Origin of the sequence: Promicromonospora umidemergens, assembly GCF_024171995.1 — a bacterium.
GTDB lineage: Bacteria > Actinomycetota > Actinomycetes > Actinomycetales > Cellulomonadaceae > Promicromonospora > Promicromonospora umidemergens.
The window spans coordinates 753,869-769,567 of sequence record NZ_JAMTCT010000001.1 but is presented as its reverse complement, the minus strand read 5'-3'; the positions used below and the strand labels follow the sequence as shown (position 1 = coordinate 769,567).

Here is a 15,699-nt window from a genome sequence, read left to right as displayed (position 1 = left end):
TCCCCGACGTCGCCGCCGAAGCGCCGACGCGGGTACGCAGTGCAACCCGACCCATACCCGCCAGGCTCGGGGTCGGTGGTCTCGACTTGAGGGGCTTTCAGCCACTGGTTCCTCTCGTATGCCTCTCCGTCTTGCTAGCCGGACCCGCCCCATCTGGCAGTGCTGGGACGTCCCGTCGTTGTCGAGGACTGCTCCGCCACCCGAGCCCATGCCGACCCGGACGACCGTCCTCCAGCTTCCTCAGCCCGCTGCGACGGACCGAGAGCGGTGCCCTTCCATCACCGCAAGGTTCAGCAGCGCTTCGCAGCGCTCGATGTCGGTCAGCCACACCCGGTTCGGCGCGTCAGCGCGGAACACGCGCTTCACGTGATCATCGAACACCGGCGGGCCAGCCTTCTTGCCCTTCCCGCGTCGGCGGCGCTGCGCAGACGAGAGAATCCCGGCCTGAGAACACAACTTCCATGCCGTCCGGCGGCTCATCCGCCAACCCGCACGGCGGGCCTCGTCGGCGAGGTATCGGTAGCCGAACGTCGGATCGTCGTGGTGAGCGTCGTGCAGGGCGTTGATCCGGTGCGCGCGGAGCACGTCCGCGTCCCGGACAGGGTCGTTGCGCCACCGGTAGTAGGGCTGGCGGGCGAGCTTGAGGACCCGGCACGACACCGTGACGGGGATGCCGTCCTCGGCGAGCTCAGATACGAGCGGGTACGTCATTTTGGGGAGCCACCGAGTTTCAGATTCGCCTGCGACAGATACGCCGCAGCCCTCCGGAGCACCTCGTTCTCCTGCTCGAGTAGGCGGATCCGCTTCTTCAACTCCCGCGCTTCCGCAGCATCCGCCGCAGTCTGACCAGGCCGATTGCCTTCTTCGACGTCGGCCTGGCGGAGCCAGTTCTGCAACGTCGCTTCGCTGATACCGAAGTCAGTGGCGATCTGTTTGATGGTGACGCCGCTCTCACGGCTGCGAGCGACCGCGACAACGTCCTTGCGGAACTCTCTGGGATAGGGACCGGGCATGATGACATCCTCCCCGCCAGCGCCTCCCGACGCTAACGATCAGTTGTCACCGATTCGTTCCTCACGCCCCCCGACAGCAGATCCGAGAAGGTACGTTCACGGGAGAGGGGACGCGGCCCGTGACAACGTCATCAATTGCTGGCGACGTGTTCGACCGGTGCCGCACCGGCGCCTGCTCACCGACGCCAGTACGTTCGGCTGAACGCATTGTTCTGTGTCGACGAGCCTGTCGAAGTCAAAGCGAGGTAGCCGCGTGCCGTGCGGATCTTCGGCTACAGCACCAAGAAGGTGACCGAGGAGGACGAGAACGGCGAGAGCCAAGAAAAGCGCATCGCGCGATTCCCCGTCCTCTCCGTGTTCGACGTCGCACAGACCGATCTCGTCGACGGGGCGGCCGATCCGAGCATCGTCGACGACCTCACCGGCGCCGATGGACACGGCGTCGTGGACGCACTCAGCGCCTACCTCGACGGCGAAGGGTGGACGGTCGAGCATCAGGACCTCAGCGGCGGCCGCAACGGTTACAGCGACCCCGAGGGCCAGCGCGTCGTCATCGGAAACCACCTCAGCCCCGAGCACACCGCAAAAACCATGATTCACGAGACGGCACACGTGCTCATGGGCCACGTCGACGACCTCGCCGGGTACGCCGAGCGCCGCGGGCTCATGGAGACAGAAGCCGAGAGCGTCGCCTACGTCGTCGCCGGGCTCGTCGGGTTCGACACCAGCGCCTATAGCGTCGGCTACGTCGCCGGGTGGGCCGAGGCCGACGTCGAGTTGATCCGCGGCACCGCTGCCCGTGTGCTCGCCACCGCTCACCAGATCGCCGCGATTCTCGACCCCGAGGACGAGGACACCGACGAGGCCGACGCCGCCTGACAGCGGCCGGGCGGCTGAGCCGCCAACGCAGCCCCAAGGGTGTGGGTGTCGCCCTCGTCGTCGTCGGTCGCGTGCTCCGCGATCCAGAGGTCTGCGGCTTCGTCCCTCCCGAATGCTCGCAGGATTCCGGCCAGCGCGTCGACCTCGGCGCAGCTGAGGCGCACGGCCAGGTCGTCGGCGGTGTCCCCGCGGGAGAACACGGAGGCGAACTCGGCCACCGCGTCGAGGAGGGTGGGCTTCTCCGGTGTGGGGCTGGTGGTGATGGTGTCGGACATGGCGTCTCCTCCTCGATGGTGGTGCGGGCTACTGCTACGGATGCCACCCCAGCGCCTATAAAGGAGGGCGAGGGTCCGTCGAGTCAGGCCCTGTTCCTGGTCGAGCTCGCGGCAATCGCTGTCAGCTCTCCCCTCGACCGGGCGCCCGTTTTGCGGAGCAGATTCGACACGTGGAACTTGACGGTGTTGTCGCTGATTCCCAGTTGATCCGCGATTGCACGATTGCGAGCTCCCGATGCCACCAGGCGGAGCACATCGCGCTCCCGCGGGCTGAAGTTCACCGAGTCCTCGAGCGGCTCTGCTTCTGCCGGAGGGTCGAGCGGGAGCCGGATGTCGAGGGATGTCCCCCAGCCTGTCGTCGACGACACCTCCAGGTCGCCGTCGAGAGTAGCGACACGTTCGGCGATGGGCCTGAGCGCGTCGTCGTGGGCGCTGATCTCGCCCTGACCGTCGTCGCGGATGCCGATGAGCAGGTTGAGGCCGTCGCAATCCCACTGGATGCGCACCCGTTTCGCCTCCTCCTGGTCGACAAGCGCGAGCACCGCGCTGCGAACGATCGCGCGAGCCGCATGAGCCACCTCCCCTGGCAGCGCCCGCCCACCGGTCGGCGGTTCGACGAACTGCACGTCCAGGCCGCCGAAGCGCGCGAGCGGACGAAGGTCGGTACGGAGCCGCGCGAATGCCCCATCCACCGGCTCGAGCATGGTGCCCAGCTGCTGGTCGGTCGTGCTGCGCAGCTCGATCAGGGCAGCGGATGCCAGATCGAGCGCCGTCGAGCGGCTTGCGCGGTCCTCCAGTCGCGTCGAACGAAGGACCGCGAGAATCGACTCGAGCGTCACAGCATGCCGATCAGCCTGTTCGGCCATCGCCTGCGCGTGCTCGACCTGAAGCCTGCGAGAGACCGGACCGAGCTCGTTGTTGTTGCCCACCGCTTCAACCTACCCGGCCAACCTGTACCTACCGCAATGGGTAGGTCCACTCCACCGCTGGGCGGGCGCGTCGCTGCCGCAACCCGGCGACCATGGATACATGACTGCTGTGGACCGTGACGTATCGACGCCCTCGCCACCCGGCGTGACGGCATCCCTCTCCCTCATCCTGGAGGAAGTCAGGGCGACGACCGACGCGGTGATGACACACCGAGCGGACGACCTCGACAACCTCGCCGAAACCCTCGCGAATGCCAGGCGGATTTTCGTGCTCGGGGCGGGCCGTTCCGGCATCGCCCTGCAGATGACTGCCATGCGCCTCATGCACCTCGGCCTGACCGTGCACGTCGTCGGCGACGTGACCACGCCGGCGATCGGCCCCGGCGACGTGCTGCTGACGGCAAGCGGCTCAGGAACGACGACATCGATCGTTCGTGGGGCGGATGCCGCGGTGAAGGCTGGCGCGAAGGTCGCCGTCATCACGACAGCCGCAGCGTCGCCGTTGGCTGCGCTCGACACCGCCGTGGTGGTCGTGCCGGCCGCGGGAAAGCTGGACCGTTCCGGCACCGTTTCTGCGCAGTACGCGGGCGGTCTGTTCGAGCAGACCGTCATGCTGCTCGGCGACGCTCTGTTCCACAGCCTCTGGCTGCGTTCGGGGCAGAGCGCAGACGAGCTCTGGCCCCGGCACTCGAATCTCGAATGACACCACCTCCTCGTATACGCGGAGGCTCGCACCACAACCAGAAAGAAACACTATGAAGTTGCAGTTCGCCATGGACACCCTGACCACCGAAGCAGCGCTCGAGCTCGCCGCTGCCGCCGCGCCACATGTCGACATCCTCGAACTCGGCACGCCGCTGATCAAGAGCGCGGGCCTGTCGGCGATCACCGCCGTGAAGGCTGCGCACCCGGACAAGATCGTGTTTGCCGACCTCAAGACGATGGATGCCGGCGAGCTCGAGGCCGACATCGCGTTCGCCGCGGGCGCTGACCTCGTCACCGTTCTCGGTGTCGCCGGTGACAGCACCATCGCCGGAGCGGTGAAGGCCGCGAAGAAGCACGGTAAAGGCATCGTCGTCGACCTGATCGGTGTCGCCGACAAGCCCGCCCGTGCCCGCGAGGTCGTCGCCCTCGGCGCCGAGTTCGTCGAAATGCACGCCGGACTCGATGAGCAGGCGGAAGAAGGCTTCACCTTCGCCACTCTCCTGCGTGACGGAGAAGCTTCCGGTTCGCCGTTCTCGGTCGCCGGCGGCATCAACGCGTCGACCATCGCCTCCGTCCAGGCATCCGGCGCCCAGGTCGCCGTCGCTGGCGGAGCCATCTACGGCGCACCAGACGTCGGGGCCGCTGCCGCCGAATTGCGCGCCGCGATCGCCTAGCCCGAGTCGATGTCCGCATGGGGTCGCGGAACACCCGCGAACCCATGCGGCCTTCGATTGCACCCTGACTGACCACCGTGACCAGCCGCCCTACGCGTCTGTCTCGGTGACACGAGAGGATCAGACGGATACGCGGATGTCGTGGATGCTCTGGAGAGAACCGTGGGCAGAATACACTGGTTTCGCTCGTCGGTGTAGAGTACAGGACAAGTTTCCCGACGGCGGCGTACTGCCAACCGGGTGCCATGCCGCCGCAAAGTCAAGGAGTCCGTTCATGGTGACCAAAGCTCTCCTCGTGCGTCTCGAAGCCCTGCCGGGCAAGGAGACCGAACTCGCAGACTTCCTCACCGGGGCGCGGTCGATCGTGATGGAAGAGCCAGGCACTGTCGCCTGGTTCGCGATCCGGTTTGGCCCCTCTACCTTTGGCGTGTTCGACGTGTTCCCCGACGATGAGGCCAGAGACGCCCACCTCGCCGGAGGTGTCGGCCAGGCGCTCGGACCCAACACCGGCGTGCTCTTCTCCGAACCGCAGATCGAGAAGATCGACCTTCTCGCCGACAAGCTCCCGGCGTAGCCGCCACCGCAACCGTGAGATCTCTCTGCCCATCCATTTCAGCTGACGAGAACAGCGAATATTTGGCGGAACCAACGCGTGCGTGCCGTAAGCCACTGTTCTCGCCAACTTAGGTCGATCACGATCGGCATGTTCGCGAACCTTGTGTCGGTCGTGATCGCGTCCATCTAGTACTACAGTCGCGTTTATGGGGTGTGGCCGCGGGCTTTGTAGTGGCATTGCTGGGCGTGGTGTTGTCGTCGCCAGAGTGAGCATCGGATGACGTGGTGTGGGTCCGGCTGCCGGTGCCAGGCGATGCGGGTGATGAGGTGCCTGCTTTCGGGCAGGGAGAGCCTTACCAAGTGCTCGGAACTTGGGTGCGGGCCCCCTTTTTGGAGCGGATGACGCTCAGGAACGCGTGGGAGAACATGGATGTGCCGGTACCAGCCGGTGTATTGCCGGACCTGGTAGTGGTCCAGGCCGGTTTCGTCCTTGGAGGTTTGGAAGGTTTCCTCGATGGCCCAGCGGGCCCCGGCGACCCGGGCGAGCTCGGCCAGGGTGACGTACTCGGGAGCGTGGCAGATGAAGTAGTACGCCAGGTCGGTCAGGTCCTTCAGGGAGCGCCGGGCCAGCAGCCAGTGCTCGCCGGTTTCGGCGGGGCCGTTGATGCGGATCCTCGCCCAGGCGTAGAGCCGTTCGCCCTTGGTTCCGGTCCCCGCGGTGCGGGTGCGCCAGGCGCGCCCGTCCAGGGCCGCGAAGAGCTGATCGGCACGCCCCTCAACGCCCAAGGTTCCGGGGGTGATGGCGCGTTGGTTCATGGGCACGGCCATCACGTAGTGCATGCCGCGGGCCTCCAGGCGGCCGCGGAGCCAGGCATGTTGGCCATACACGGCATCCCCGGTGGTCCACTCGGCCTCGATCCCGGCGTCCAGGGCCCGCTCGATCATCTCGGCCGCCAGGACGGGCTTGGTTGCCATTTCCCGCTCTTCCGGGATGCCGGCACGCCTGCAGCGGTCCGGGTCCTCCAACCAGGCCTTGGGCAGGTACAGCTCCCGCGCGCGTGTGCACCAGCGGCCATCGGAACTAGACATAGAGTTAGTCATGTCAGGGTCTCTTTTGCGTTTTGGTTGCTTGGTCGCTACCAATTCAAAGAGGCCCTGGGGCGTGTCAAATGGTGTGTGTAAGGGGTGGGTCTCCTTACGAAAGGAAACACACTGGTGGCTATCGACAAGGCGTCGCGTGAGGCGCGGCGCAGGGCACAGGCGGAGGGCGCTCAGCGTCTCATCTCGTCCGGGGTGATGGACAACCTGTTCGCGAAGATCGACGCGGGCGAGATCGAGCTCGACGGCGCGGACGGGCTGATCCAGCAGCTCATCAAGACCGGCCTCGAGCGTGGGCTGCAGGCCGAGCTGACCGAGCACGTCGGTTACGAGAAGGGCGACCCGGAAGCGCACCTGCACGAGAACTCGCGGAATGGGTCGTTCCCGAAGACCGTGGGCACCAGCGTCGGTGACGTTGAGCTGCGGGTCCCGCGGGACCGCAACGGCACGTTCACCCCGCGGCTGGTCCCGACCGGCAGTCGCCGGCTGTCGCAGCTGGACGAGATGATCATCTCGCTCTACGCCGGCGGGATGACCGTCCGCGATATCGAGCACCACCTCGCCGCCACGGTCGGCACCGAGCTGTCCCGGGAGACGATCTCGAAGATCGTCGACGAGATCGCCGACGAGGTCCTGGCCTGGCAGCACCGCCCGCTCGAGGCGTTCTACCCGGTGATCTATCTGGACGCGCTGATCGTGAAGGTCCGCGACGGCGGGCACGTCAGGAACAAGGCCGCGCATATCGCCGTCGGCGTCGACATGGACGGCGTCAAGCACGTCCTCGGGATCTGGGTGCAGCACACCGAAGGCGCGAAGTTCTGGGCCGCGGTCTGCGCGGAACTCGCCAACCGCGGCGTCCGGGACGTGCTCATCGTCTGCTGCGACGGGCTGACGGGGTTCCCTGAAGCGATCGAGGCGACCTGGCCGGACTCGATGGTCCAGGTCTGCGTCGTCCACCTGATCCGCGCCTCAATGCGGTTCGTGTCTTACGGGCAACGCAAGGCTGTCGCCGCCGCGCTGAAGCCGATCTATCAGGCCGCGACCGCTGACGCCGCCCGCGCCGAACTTGAGGCGTTCGCTGGCTCGGAGCTGGGCAAGGCGAACCCGCGCACCGTCGCCGTGTTCGAGAACGCCTGGGAGCGGTTCACCCCCTTCCTCGCGTTTCCACCGGAGGTGAGACGGGTGATCTACACGACGAACGCGATCGAGTCGCTCAACTTCCAGTTGCGGAAGGTCACCAAGAACCGCGGGCACTTCCCGAACGACCAGTCCGTCGTGAAGCTGCTCTGGCTGGCGATCTGCGACATCGAGGACAAACGCGCTCATGACCGGGCGCGGGAACGCGGCCGCCCGCTCACCGAGCGCAAGGCCTCCGGCCGGCTCGTCGAGGGCCAGGTCGTGACGAACTGGAAGAAAGCCCTCGAACAACTCGCGATCGCGTTCCCCGAGCGCATCGAGCACTACCTCTAACCCCGAGACTCCGCCCGCTTACACACACAACTTGACAGGCTCGTCTGGACCTGTCTCGAGTAGCCGAGAACAACAACGCGCTGAGCGTCCTGATGACCTGCGCCTCCGCGTGGCTGGAAGCTGCACTTGCTGACCCCGACGGCGGGCAGCGCTGGGTCATCTACGACGAAGCCTGGCGCCTCATGGCCCACCCGGCGCTGCTGCGCCGGATGGACGCGCACTGGCGCCTGGCCCGGCATTACGGCATCGCGAACATGCTCGTCTTTCACCGCCTGTCCGACCTGGACAACGTCGGTGACGCCGGTTCCGCGCAACGTTCTCTGGCCGCCTCGCTCCTGGCCAACGCGGAGACCCGGGTCATCTACCGGCAGGAAGCCGACCAGCTCGGAACCACCGCCCAGGCCCTCGGCCTGACCGGCACCGAGACCACGCTCCTGCCCACCCTCGGTCTCGGCCAGGGCCTGTGGCGCATCCGCAACCGGTCGTTCCTGGTTCAGGCCCAGCTCCACCCCGACGAAGCACGGCTCTTCGAGACCGGCACCCGCGCCAGCGGAACCCTCTAGACACATTCCGTGAGTGGTGATCTCAGCCAGAGCGCGACCCGTCTGACCACGCACTCCCGTACCGATCGGAGCACCACCATGGACACGCTGGACAGGGTCGCCGACCTTGCTGAGGACGACCGGACGGCGCGGATCGCTCTGACGCTGGGTTGCCAGCCGGGTGACGATCTGGCTGCCCTGGCCGTAGCACGGCATGGCGCGCTCGAGACGCTGCACTACATGCTCACCGGGCCCAAGCCTGGCGAGACGCTGCCGATGCGGGCCTGGCGCGAGTCCATCGCGCAGCGCCTGGATCCCGACAAGCTGGAGACGGTCCTGGGGCAGACCCGAGGGCTCGGGCTGGAGGTCGTGATCCCGTCCGATCCGGGCTGGCCGATCCCGCGAGCCGACGCCGCACCGGTGCCGTTGGCGCTGTGGGCCCAGGGGGACGCCATGCTCCTGGCCGCGCCGTACACGTCGCGGTGCGCGGTCGTCGGGTCTCGGGCCGGGACCGACTACGGGGTCAAGGTCACCCGCGATCTGGCCTCTGGACTCGCCCAGCAGGGTGTCACCGTCGTCACCGGCGGGTCGCACGCGATCGGCACCGCAGCCCTAGGAGCAGCGTCGGCCCATGGCGGGCGGGTCGTGGTGGCCCTGGCCGGTGGCCTCGACCAGCACTTCCCTGCCAGCAATACTGCCTTGTTCGAACGGGCCGCCGACGACGGTGGCGTACTGGTCAGTGCCGACCCACCTGGTCAGCGACCTGGGCGGACCCGGTTCTTGATGCGCAACCGGCTCATCGCAGCCCTGTCCGGGGCTGTGGTCCTCACGGAGGCGGGCCACCGCACATCCGTGCTGGGCATCGCCCATCATGCCGTCCGGATCGGCCGCCCCGTGGGTGCTGTGCCCGGTCCGGTCACCAGCAGTGCCAGCGACGGAGTCAACAGCCTGCTCCGCGAACGCGCCGCGCACGCGATCATCCACTCCGGCGACGCCGTCGCACTGCTCACGGTCGGACCCCGAATCACAGCCTCGTCCCACCACGTGCACAACCGCGCACTCTCGCGGCCCGGATACGCAGACGCCGGCCCACCAGGCCGACCCACCGAGCCCACGCTCTGACCCGTAGCGCCCGCGGAGTCCCCCTGTCTGCACGCACCTGCCGATCCGGCCCAGGCGCCAGTTGTCCAGGGGCGTCAAGGCGTGGCGGTGCGGAGGCACCTGGTTTCTACCAGAACACACCACCGAAGGGGGCACAGCATGAGCCAGGACATCGACGAGATCGCAAACATGGCCACGGACGAGCGCACGGCGCGGATCATCCTGGCACTCGGCTGCGTGCCGGGCGACGAGCTCGCCGCCCGGCTGGTCGCCGAGCAGGGCGCGCTCGACACGGTTCACCAGTTCGCCGGCGCGATCGACCCCAACCAGCACGTAGCCCAGTGGCTAGACCGCATCACCCAGCGCCTGGACCTGGCCGGTGTGAACGATGTCCTGTCGCAGACGCGGGATCTCGGGCTCGGCACCCTGATCCCGTCAGACCCGGGCTGGCCCGCCCTGGCCGGTGATACCACGGCCCACCCCCTGGTCCTGTGGACGCTCGGAAATCCCTCGGTGCTGGTCGACCGGCAGCCGCGCGTCGCCGTGGTCGGGCACCGGGTGCCGACCGACTACGGCCAGCGCGTCACCCGCGATCTGGCGACCGATCTCGCGATGCGGGGCGTCACCGTCGTCACCGCGGGCGGTCAGGGCATCGACACCGCGGCCGCCATCGGGACCGCGGCGGGTGAGGGAAGGTGCGTCGCAGTGCTTCCCGGCGGGCTGGACCACCCCTACCCCAGCAGCAACGCCGGACTGTTTCACTGGATCACCACCGACGGCGGGGTACTGGTCAGCGCTGACCCTCCGGGCCAGAAGAGCAGCCTCGACCGGCTTGCGCTGCGTAACCGGCTCGTCGCCGCATTGTCCGACGCCGTCGTCGTGACCGAGTCCGGGCACCGCTCCCCCGCCCTGAAGATCGCTCACGAGGCCCTACGCCTGGCTCGCCCCGTCGGAGCGGTTCCCGGCGAGATCACCAGCCCCGGCAGTGGCGGCACCAACGAGCTGCTGCGCCAGCACACGGCACGGATGATCACGCACGGGAGTGACGTCATGAACCTGATCACCGCCCCACGCCCCGCGACACCGTCGGCCGTGGCGGGAGATCGCTCCTCCCGGCACGACCCGTCGATGCCCCGGCCCCCAGAGCCCGGCCCACCCCTCTCAGCGGCCATGATCCCGCTCTAACCCCCGAGCACGGTCACACCCGGACGACCGGCACGCCGAGCCCCTGGAGCATGCGATGAACGACGATAAGAAGCCGCCCGAGCTGTGGGACCTGCCGGTGGTGCGGGCGTTGGACGCGATCGAGTTCTTGCCCGGCCTGGATCCCGATCATGTCGAGTTCGACGAGTTTCGGTTCCACGGCGAGGGATCCAGCGGTCCGATGCACGCGGCCGTGATCCACGCCTACCGGCCAGTGACCAGCGTCCCGTACACCGTGCGGTTCGCGGTTCATGGCGCCACCTACACCGTGCGAGGCCGTGGCCAGCAACCGCTGACGGCCAGCGGTGTCGCCGATCTGCTCCACGTCCCGCTGGCCAGTGCCGACCGCGCGATCACCCTGCTCGGGCGGGCACTGACCGAGTCGCTGCGGATCTACAACCAGGCAAACACCCCGGCTCAGAACGTCATGGAACGCCCCGTGGCTACGGAGGTGACTTTCGGGAGCGTTTGGAGCCGAGTTTCAGGAGCGGTCGGTTCTGGCGGAAGTCTGTGGTGATGAGTTCCAGGAGCGGTCGCGCGTAACGGGGCTCGCGGGTGCACGATGGGACGGCAGGGGGCCACGGAGCGGCGGACGGATCGCAGATGGCCGCGGAGTCGCGGGCACAGGTGTTCGCGGGGATCCGGCGGGACTACCGTGCCGGGATCTCCAAGCGGGAGTTGCAGCGCAGGTACCACGTCTCGTTCGAGACGGTTCAGGCTGCGCTGGATTCGGCCTGGCCCAGGCAGCGGCGTCCCATGCCGCCTCGTGGGTCGAGGCTGGACGAGTTCAAGTCCCTGGTTGATGAGTGGCTGCGCGCGGACCTGAAGGCTCCGCGCAAGCAGCGGCATACGGCCATGCGGATCTTTGACCGGCTGCGGGACGAGCACGACGCGGATGTCTCGTACTTCATCGTGAAGAAGTACGTCGCGGAGCGTCGTGAGGAGATCCGGGTCGAGGCCGGGTTGGGGCCTTCGCGCACGTTTATCCCGCAGACCCACGTGCCCGGTGCGGAGGCCGAGGTCGACTTTGGTGACGTCACGGTCGAGCTGGCTGGCAGGCTGGTGGTCTGCTCGTTGTTCTCGCTGCGGATGTCGTTCTCGGGCAAGGCGGTGCACCAGGTGTTCGCCTCGGCCGGGCAGGAGGCGTTCCTGGAAGGACACGTCCATGCCTTCAGGGTGCTGGGCGGGCTGCCGATCGGCAAGGTCCGTTACGACAACCTCAAGGCCGCCATCGCGAGCGTGCTCGGTTTCTCCCGTGCCCGTAAGGAGACCGAGCGGTGGACGCTGTTCCGCTCGCATTACGGGCTGGACGCGTTCTACTGCCAGCCCGGCCTGGAAGGCGCTCACGAGAAGGGCGGGGTCGAGGGACAGGTCGGCTGGTTCCGCCGCAACCACTTCGTCCCGGTCCCCAAAGTCGCCTCCCTGGCCGAGCTGAACGAGATGGTCGACGCCTGGGACCAGGGCGACGACGCCCGCCGGATCGGTGGGCGGGCCCGGACCGTCGGTGAGATGTTCGCCATCGAACAGCCCTTGCTCGCGCCGCTGCCCGAGGAAGAGTTCGAGACCGGGCGGTGGTCTCACCAGCGGGTCGACCGCTACGCCCAGATCAACATGCGCACCAACCGGTACTCGGTGCCCGTGCGGTTCGCCGGCAGGAAGGTCTCGATCCTGCTGCGCGCCTCGGACCTGATCGTCTACGACGGGCGCACCCAGATCGCCCGGCACGAACGCCTGCCAGGGAAGATGGAGGCCCGCTTGGAACTGGACCACTACCTCGAAGCCCTGATCCGCAAACCCGGCGCCATGCCCGGAGCGACCGCGCTGGAACAGGCGCGCGCCGCGGGCAGGTTCACCCCGGTCCACGACGCTTGGTGGGAAGCGGCCCGCAAGGCCCACGGCGATGCTGAGGGCACCCGCGCGCTGATCGACGTCCTGCTCCTGCACCGGCACATGGCCCACGAGTATGTCGTCGCGGGCCTGGCCGCGGCGCTGACTGTCGGGGCGCTGACCGCCGACGGCGTCGCCCTCGAAGCCCGCAAGGCTGCCGACGCCCACCGCACCGGCGAGCCCGGACCCGGGCCCAGTCGCGGCTGCCTGCGCCGGCAGGTGAACAACGTGACCTCGCTGACCGAACACCGGCTACGCACCCAGCAGCTGCCCGACGACACCCGCCCGCTGCCGGACATGAGCAAGTACGACGACCTGCTGCCCAGCCGCCGGCGGGGCCGGGAGGACCAAGCGGGCGGCTGACCCCGACAGGAGAGACGAAGATGACGACGCAGACCCCGCCCGCGAAGCCGAAGACGGACCCGAAGACGGGCAAGGCACCCAGGCGGCGGGGCATGACCGAGGAAGCCGCCGACGCCGCGATCGACCAGGCCTGCCGGATGCTGCGCCTGCCCACGATCCGCACCCACTTCGAGACGAACGCCGACGCCGCGGCCCGCGAGCAGATGACCTACCGCGGGTTCCTCGCCGAGCTCCTCATGGCCGAGTGCGACGACCGCGCCCGACGCCGCTCGGAGCGCCGGATCAAGGCGGCCGCGTTCCCCCGGATCAAGACGCTGCGCGAGTTCGACTTCGACGCGAACCCGAACATCGACCCCGCGGCCGTCAACACTTTGGCCACCTGCGACTGGATCCGCCGCGGCGAGCCGTTGTGCCTGATCGGGGACTCCGGGACCGGCAAGTCCCACCTGCTCATCGCACTCGGGACCGAGGCCGCGATGAACGGGTTCCGAGTCAAGTACACGCTGGCTACCCGGCTGGCGAACGAGCTGGCCGAGGCCGCCGACGAGATGACCCTGACCAAGACCATCGCCCGCTACGGACGCGTCGATCTGCTCTGTATTGATGAGCTCGGCTATATGGAGCTGGACCGCCGCGGCGCCGAGCTCCTCTTCCAGGTCCTGACCGAACGCGAGGAGAAAGCCTCGGTCGCGATCGCGTCGAACGAGTCCTTCGCGGGCTGGACCAAGACCTTCACCGACCCGAGGCTCTGCGCCGCGATCGTGGACCGGCTCACGTTCAACGGCGCGATCATCGAGACCGGCACCGACTCCTACCGCCTCGCGCACTCCCGCGACCAGCGCGGCAAGGAACCCGCCACAGGCGCCTGATGGGCTCACTCTCGCCAGTGCCCCAGCACTGGAACGCCGACCAGCGCGCCGCCGCAGACTACTACACCGGCTGGTGGGACGAGAACGGCAACCTTGCGCCCTGGCCCGAAGACTTCTTCCTGCCCGACGGCACGATCAACCCCGACTGGCAGCCCAGCCCCGGCGACACCGTCAGCGACGAAGACCCAAACCCCGACGACCCACCGTTCTGACCTCTCCCGGCAGCCGCAGGACGAGGGATTCCGCCGCTCCCTGCCCAACATGACGGCACGGACGGAGTCCAGGCTGGCCGCAGGCCACCCCGCAGGGGCCGAAGGGCCTTGACGCCGCCCGGGACGGAGCCATGATCCGCACACCACGGCGGAATCCCGGACCCCACCAACCGCTCCTGAAACTCACCTCCACAACCGGCCCCGAGAGCGTCTACCGCTCCTCAAACAGGGCTCCAAACGCTCCCCGTTCTCACCTCCGTAGCCAGGTACTCCCTGCGCGCCCCCGAACAGGCGCACCGCAGGCCCGCGGGGCCCTGGTCTCCAGCAGATTTCTGGACCACCCCGACCGACAGATCCAGTTCAAGATGCATGGCGCTACCAAACTACTCGGAGCCGTCCGCCTGCCCACCGCTGCCCTACACGCCACACGCGGACCAATCGCGCGCCCGGGTGGCCCGACGACGTACCCAACGCCGCGGCACGGGCCTGTTCTCATCCGATCCTGCCCAACACGCTCGGGAGACCTGAGGCGTTCCGGAGGCGCCCTGGTTCTGAGCCAGACCACACCGTTGTGACCGGGCGCGGTCCCCGGCGCCCACCTGTCTCGCGCGGGGTCCTCAGGATCACAGGCGGACGTTCAGCCACCCGTACGTGAACCGGCAACAGCCCTACGCGAGAGGACAGTCTAGATGGATGACCTACAAGAAGAGCTCGGCCAGTACCTCGCACACCTGCGGTCCTGGGTGGGCCGCGAACTGACCGACCCGGACCTTGCCGTGGCGGCCTTCGACCGCGACGGGCGGACGACCGCACACACCACAGTCCAGTGGAATCCGGACCTCCCACATCACAACGTGGCCAACGATCTGGCGTATCAAGTGGCAAACAGCTTGGAGCGTCAAGACGAGATATCCCGGATGCTGGTGATCGAGTACGGCCCGCCAGGCCAGGGCCGGGCCGCGTGGCTCGCCAACGCGCTTCACGGCCACTTCCCCGTCACCCCGGGCCAGATCCACGCGCAGGACGACACCTGGCGAACCCAAGCCCTGACCGCCGACGGTTGGGGAGCCGACCACCCGCTCCCGCAGGGCGTCCTCGCTACCGACCTGTCCGAGCTCACCGTGACTGCCAGAGCGTTGGACCAGACGCTGAATCCGACAGACCCCCTGCCCACTCCCTTGTTCGACGGACTCGAACCGAACAGGAGCACCTCGACGGCGCACTGCTCGCCGCGCGCACGAACCCGTATCGCGCTGCGAGCCTTGAAGCGCCTGTCCGCGGGCCGGCCCGAAGACCCGGCCCAGATGCAGGTCCTGGCACACCTGATCAGCTCCGACATCACTGTCCAGGACGCGGTGCTCATGCACACCGTCACCAGCCGGCAACACCACGCACGCACCCAAGTATTGGTCCGCACCTTCCGTGCAGCCCCAGCACCACAACGACCAGCCCTCGCGATCACCGCGGCCACTGCCGCGTTCCTGACGCACTGGCCCAGACGACCAGTCCTGAGGCTCCTGCTGCACGCTGAACCGTTCAAGCCGCTGACCGCACTCGTCTCGACCGCGATCGAGCGGCAGATCCATCCCGACTATCTGCGCCAAATCATCGTGCGCACAGCCCGCCGGAATCCGAAACAGGTCGACGCCACCCAGACAGCTCAGCGCAGCGGACGCCTCACCAAGCACCAGCGCCCTCGCCGAGCAACCAGCATTCCGCCACGATCCGCCCGAGCAGATGACACGACACCCCCAGGTACCGGGCCCGGCCTCCCGAGCCCTTAGCCCTACCCACCGAGCAGGCCGACCGTGTGGCTCCCGACACTGCGGCCACCCGGCTGCACCAACAGGCCGCGCGTCCAACCAGTGAGCCGATCCCAGCGATAACCACTTCCAACTGTCCGACCAACCCAGAACGGCCGACA

17 protein-coding genes and 1 pseudogene are annotated in these 15,699 nt (G+C 67.9%); 13 read left to right on the top strand and 5 right to left on the bottom strand.

What is annotated here, in order from left to right; all coding sequences use genetic code 11:
* Positions 1-240: 240 nt before the first annotated feature.
* Together APR04_RS03530 and APR04_RS03525 are read right to left on the bottom strand one after the other, a co-directional pair.
* A complete protein-coding gene (locus APR04_RS03530; RefSeq protein ID WP_253867959.1) occupies positions 241-711 on the bottom strand; it encodes an IS3 family transposase in 471 nt (156 codons plus the stop codon).
* Positions 708-1,013 (bottom strand): transposase, encoded by a 306-nt coding sequence (locus tag APR04_RS03525; protein ID WP_253867957.1) that lies wholly within the window; start codon positions 1,011-1,013, stop codon positions 708-710. The genes APR04_RS03530 and APR04_RS03525 overlap by 4 nt, the downstream gene beginning before the upstream one ends.
* 258 nt (positions 1,014-1,271) lie before the next feature.
* Here APR04_RS03525 and APR04_RS30910 point away from each other — a divergent pair, with 258 nt between their 5' ends.
* The gene (locus APR04_RS30910; protein WP_253867955.1) at positions 1,272-1,892 is read left to right on the top strand and encodes an ImmA/IrrE family metallo-endopeptidase; all 621 of its coding nucleotides are present in this window, start codon (positions 1,272-1,274) and stop codon (positions 1,890-1,892) included.
* On the opposite strand, the gene APR04_RS03515 is transcribed toward APR04_RS30910, so the two are convergent.
* Together APR04_RS03515 and APR04_RS03510 are read right to left on the bottom strand one after the other, a co-directional pair.
* Positions 1,829-2,167, bottom strand: a complete 339-nt coding sequence (locus APR04_RS03515; RefSeq protein ID WP_253867953.1) for a hypothetical protein — start codon at positions 2,165-2,167, stop codon at positions 1,829-1,831. The two genes, APR04_RS30910 and APR04_RS03515, sit on opposite strands and share 64 nt — an antisense overlap.
* 83 nt (positions 2,168-2,250) lie before the next feature.
* A complete protein-coding gene (locus APR04_RS03510) occupies positions 2,251-3,096 on the bottom strand; it encodes a helix-turn-helix transcriptional regulator (RefSeq protein WP_253867951.1) in 846 nt (281 codons plus the stop codon).
* A gap of 100 nt (positions 3,097-3,196) precedes the next feature.
* Between APR04_RS03510 and hxlB the strand changes: the two genes are divergently transcribed.
* From hxlB to APR04_RS03495, 3 genes are all read left to right on the top strand, one after another.
* Positions 3,197-3,799 carry a 6-phospho-3-hexuloisomerase gene (gene hxlB / locus APR04_RS03505; RefSeq protein WP_253867949.1) on the top strand — a complete coding sequence of 201 codons (603 nt, stop codon included), beginning with the start codon at positions 3,197-3,199 and terminating at the stop codon, positions 3,797-3,799.
* A gap of 52 nt (positions 3,800-3,851) precedes the next feature.
* Positions 3,852-4,475, top strand: a complete 624-nt coding sequence (gene hxlA / locus APR04_RS03500) for a 3-hexulose-6-phosphate synthase (RefSeq protein ID WP_140036071.1) — start codon at positions 3,852-3,854, stop codon at positions 4,473-4,475.
* 274 nt (positions 4,476-4,749) lie between these two features.
* Positions 4,750-5,049 carry a putative quinol monooxygenase gene (locus APR04_RS03495; protein WP_115932646.1) on the top strand — a complete coding sequence of 100 codons (300 nt, stop codon included), beginning with the start codon at positions 4,750-4,752 and terminating at the stop codon, positions 5,047-5,049.
* Between the two features lie 185 nt (positions 5,050-5,234).
* Here the strand turns inward: APR04_RS03495 and APR04_RS03490 are convergent, their stop codons facing one another.
* Positions 5,235-6,119 carry an IS701 family transposase gene (locus tag APR04_RS03490; RefSeq protein ID WP_253867946.1) on the bottom strand — a complete coding sequence of 295 codons (885 nt, stop codon included), beginning with the start codon at positions 6,117-6,119 and terminating at the stop codon, positions 5,235-5,237.
* A 207-nt stretch (positions 6,120-6,326) separates the two neighbouring features.
* Here APR04_RS03490 and APR04_RS03485 point away from each other — a divergent pair, with 207 nt between their 5' ends.
* The 9 genes and pseudogenes from APR04_RS03485 to APR04_RS03445 all read left to right on the top strand — a co-directional run bounded on the left by APR04_RS03485 (position 6,327) and on the right by APR04_RS03445 (position 15,559).
* Complete coding sequence (locus APR04_RS03485) at positions 6,327-7,598, top strand: IS256 family transposase (RefSeq protein WP_372496059.1); 1,272 nt, start codon at positions 6,327-6,329, stop codon at positions 7,596-7,598.
* 44 nt (positions 7,599-7,642) lie between these two features.
* Positions 7,643-8,161, top strand: a pseudogene (locus APR04_RS03480) (ATP-binding protein); the annotation flags it as partial.
* 9 nt (positions 8,162-8,170) lie between these two features.
* A complete protein-coding gene (locus APR04_RS03475; RefSeq protein ID WP_253867945.1) occupies positions 8,171-9,262 on the top strand; it encodes a DNA-processing protein DprA in 1,092 nt (363 codons plus the stop codon).
* 138 nt (positions 9,263-9,400) lie between these two features.
* Positions 9,401-10,426: a DNA-processing protein DprA gene (locus APR04_RS03470; RefSeq protein ID WP_253867943.1), complete on the top strand. Its 1,026-nt coding sequence runs from the start codon at positions 9,401-9,403 to the stop codon at positions 10,424-10,426.
* Between the two features lie 55 nt (positions 10,427-10,481).
* Positions 10,482-10,961, top strand: coding sequence for a hypothetical protein (locus tag APR04_RS03465; RefSeq protein WP_253867942.1), 480 nt, complete (start codon positions 10,482-10,484; stop codon positions 10,959-10,961).
* Between the two features lie 86 nt (positions 10,962-11,047).
* A complete protein-coding gene (gene istA / locus APR04_RS03460) occupies positions 11,048-12,694 on the top strand; it encodes an IS21 family transposase (RefSeq protein WP_253867941.1) in 1,647 nt (548 codons plus the stop codon).
* 20 nt (positions 12,695-12,714) lie between these two features.
* A complete protein-coding gene (gene istB, locus APR04_RS03455) occupies positions 12,715-13,563 on the top strand; it encodes an IS21-like element helper ATPase IstB (protein WP_253867940.1) in 849 nt (282 codons plus the stop codon).
* A 17-nt stretch (positions 13,564-13,580) separates the two neighbouring features.
* Positions 13,581-13,775 (top strand): hypothetical protein, encoded by a 195-nt coding sequence (locus APR04_RS03450; protein ID WP_253867939.1) that lies wholly within the window; start codon positions 13,581-13,583, stop codon positions 13,773-13,775.
* A gap of 689 nt (positions 13,776-14,464) precedes the next feature.
* Complete coding sequence (locus tag APR04_RS03445; RefSeq protein ID WP_253867937.1) at positions 14,465-15,559, top strand: hypothetical protein; 1,095 nt, start codon at positions 14,465-14,467, stop codon at positions 15,557-15,559.
* Positions 15,560-15,699 lie beyond the last annotated feature (140 nt).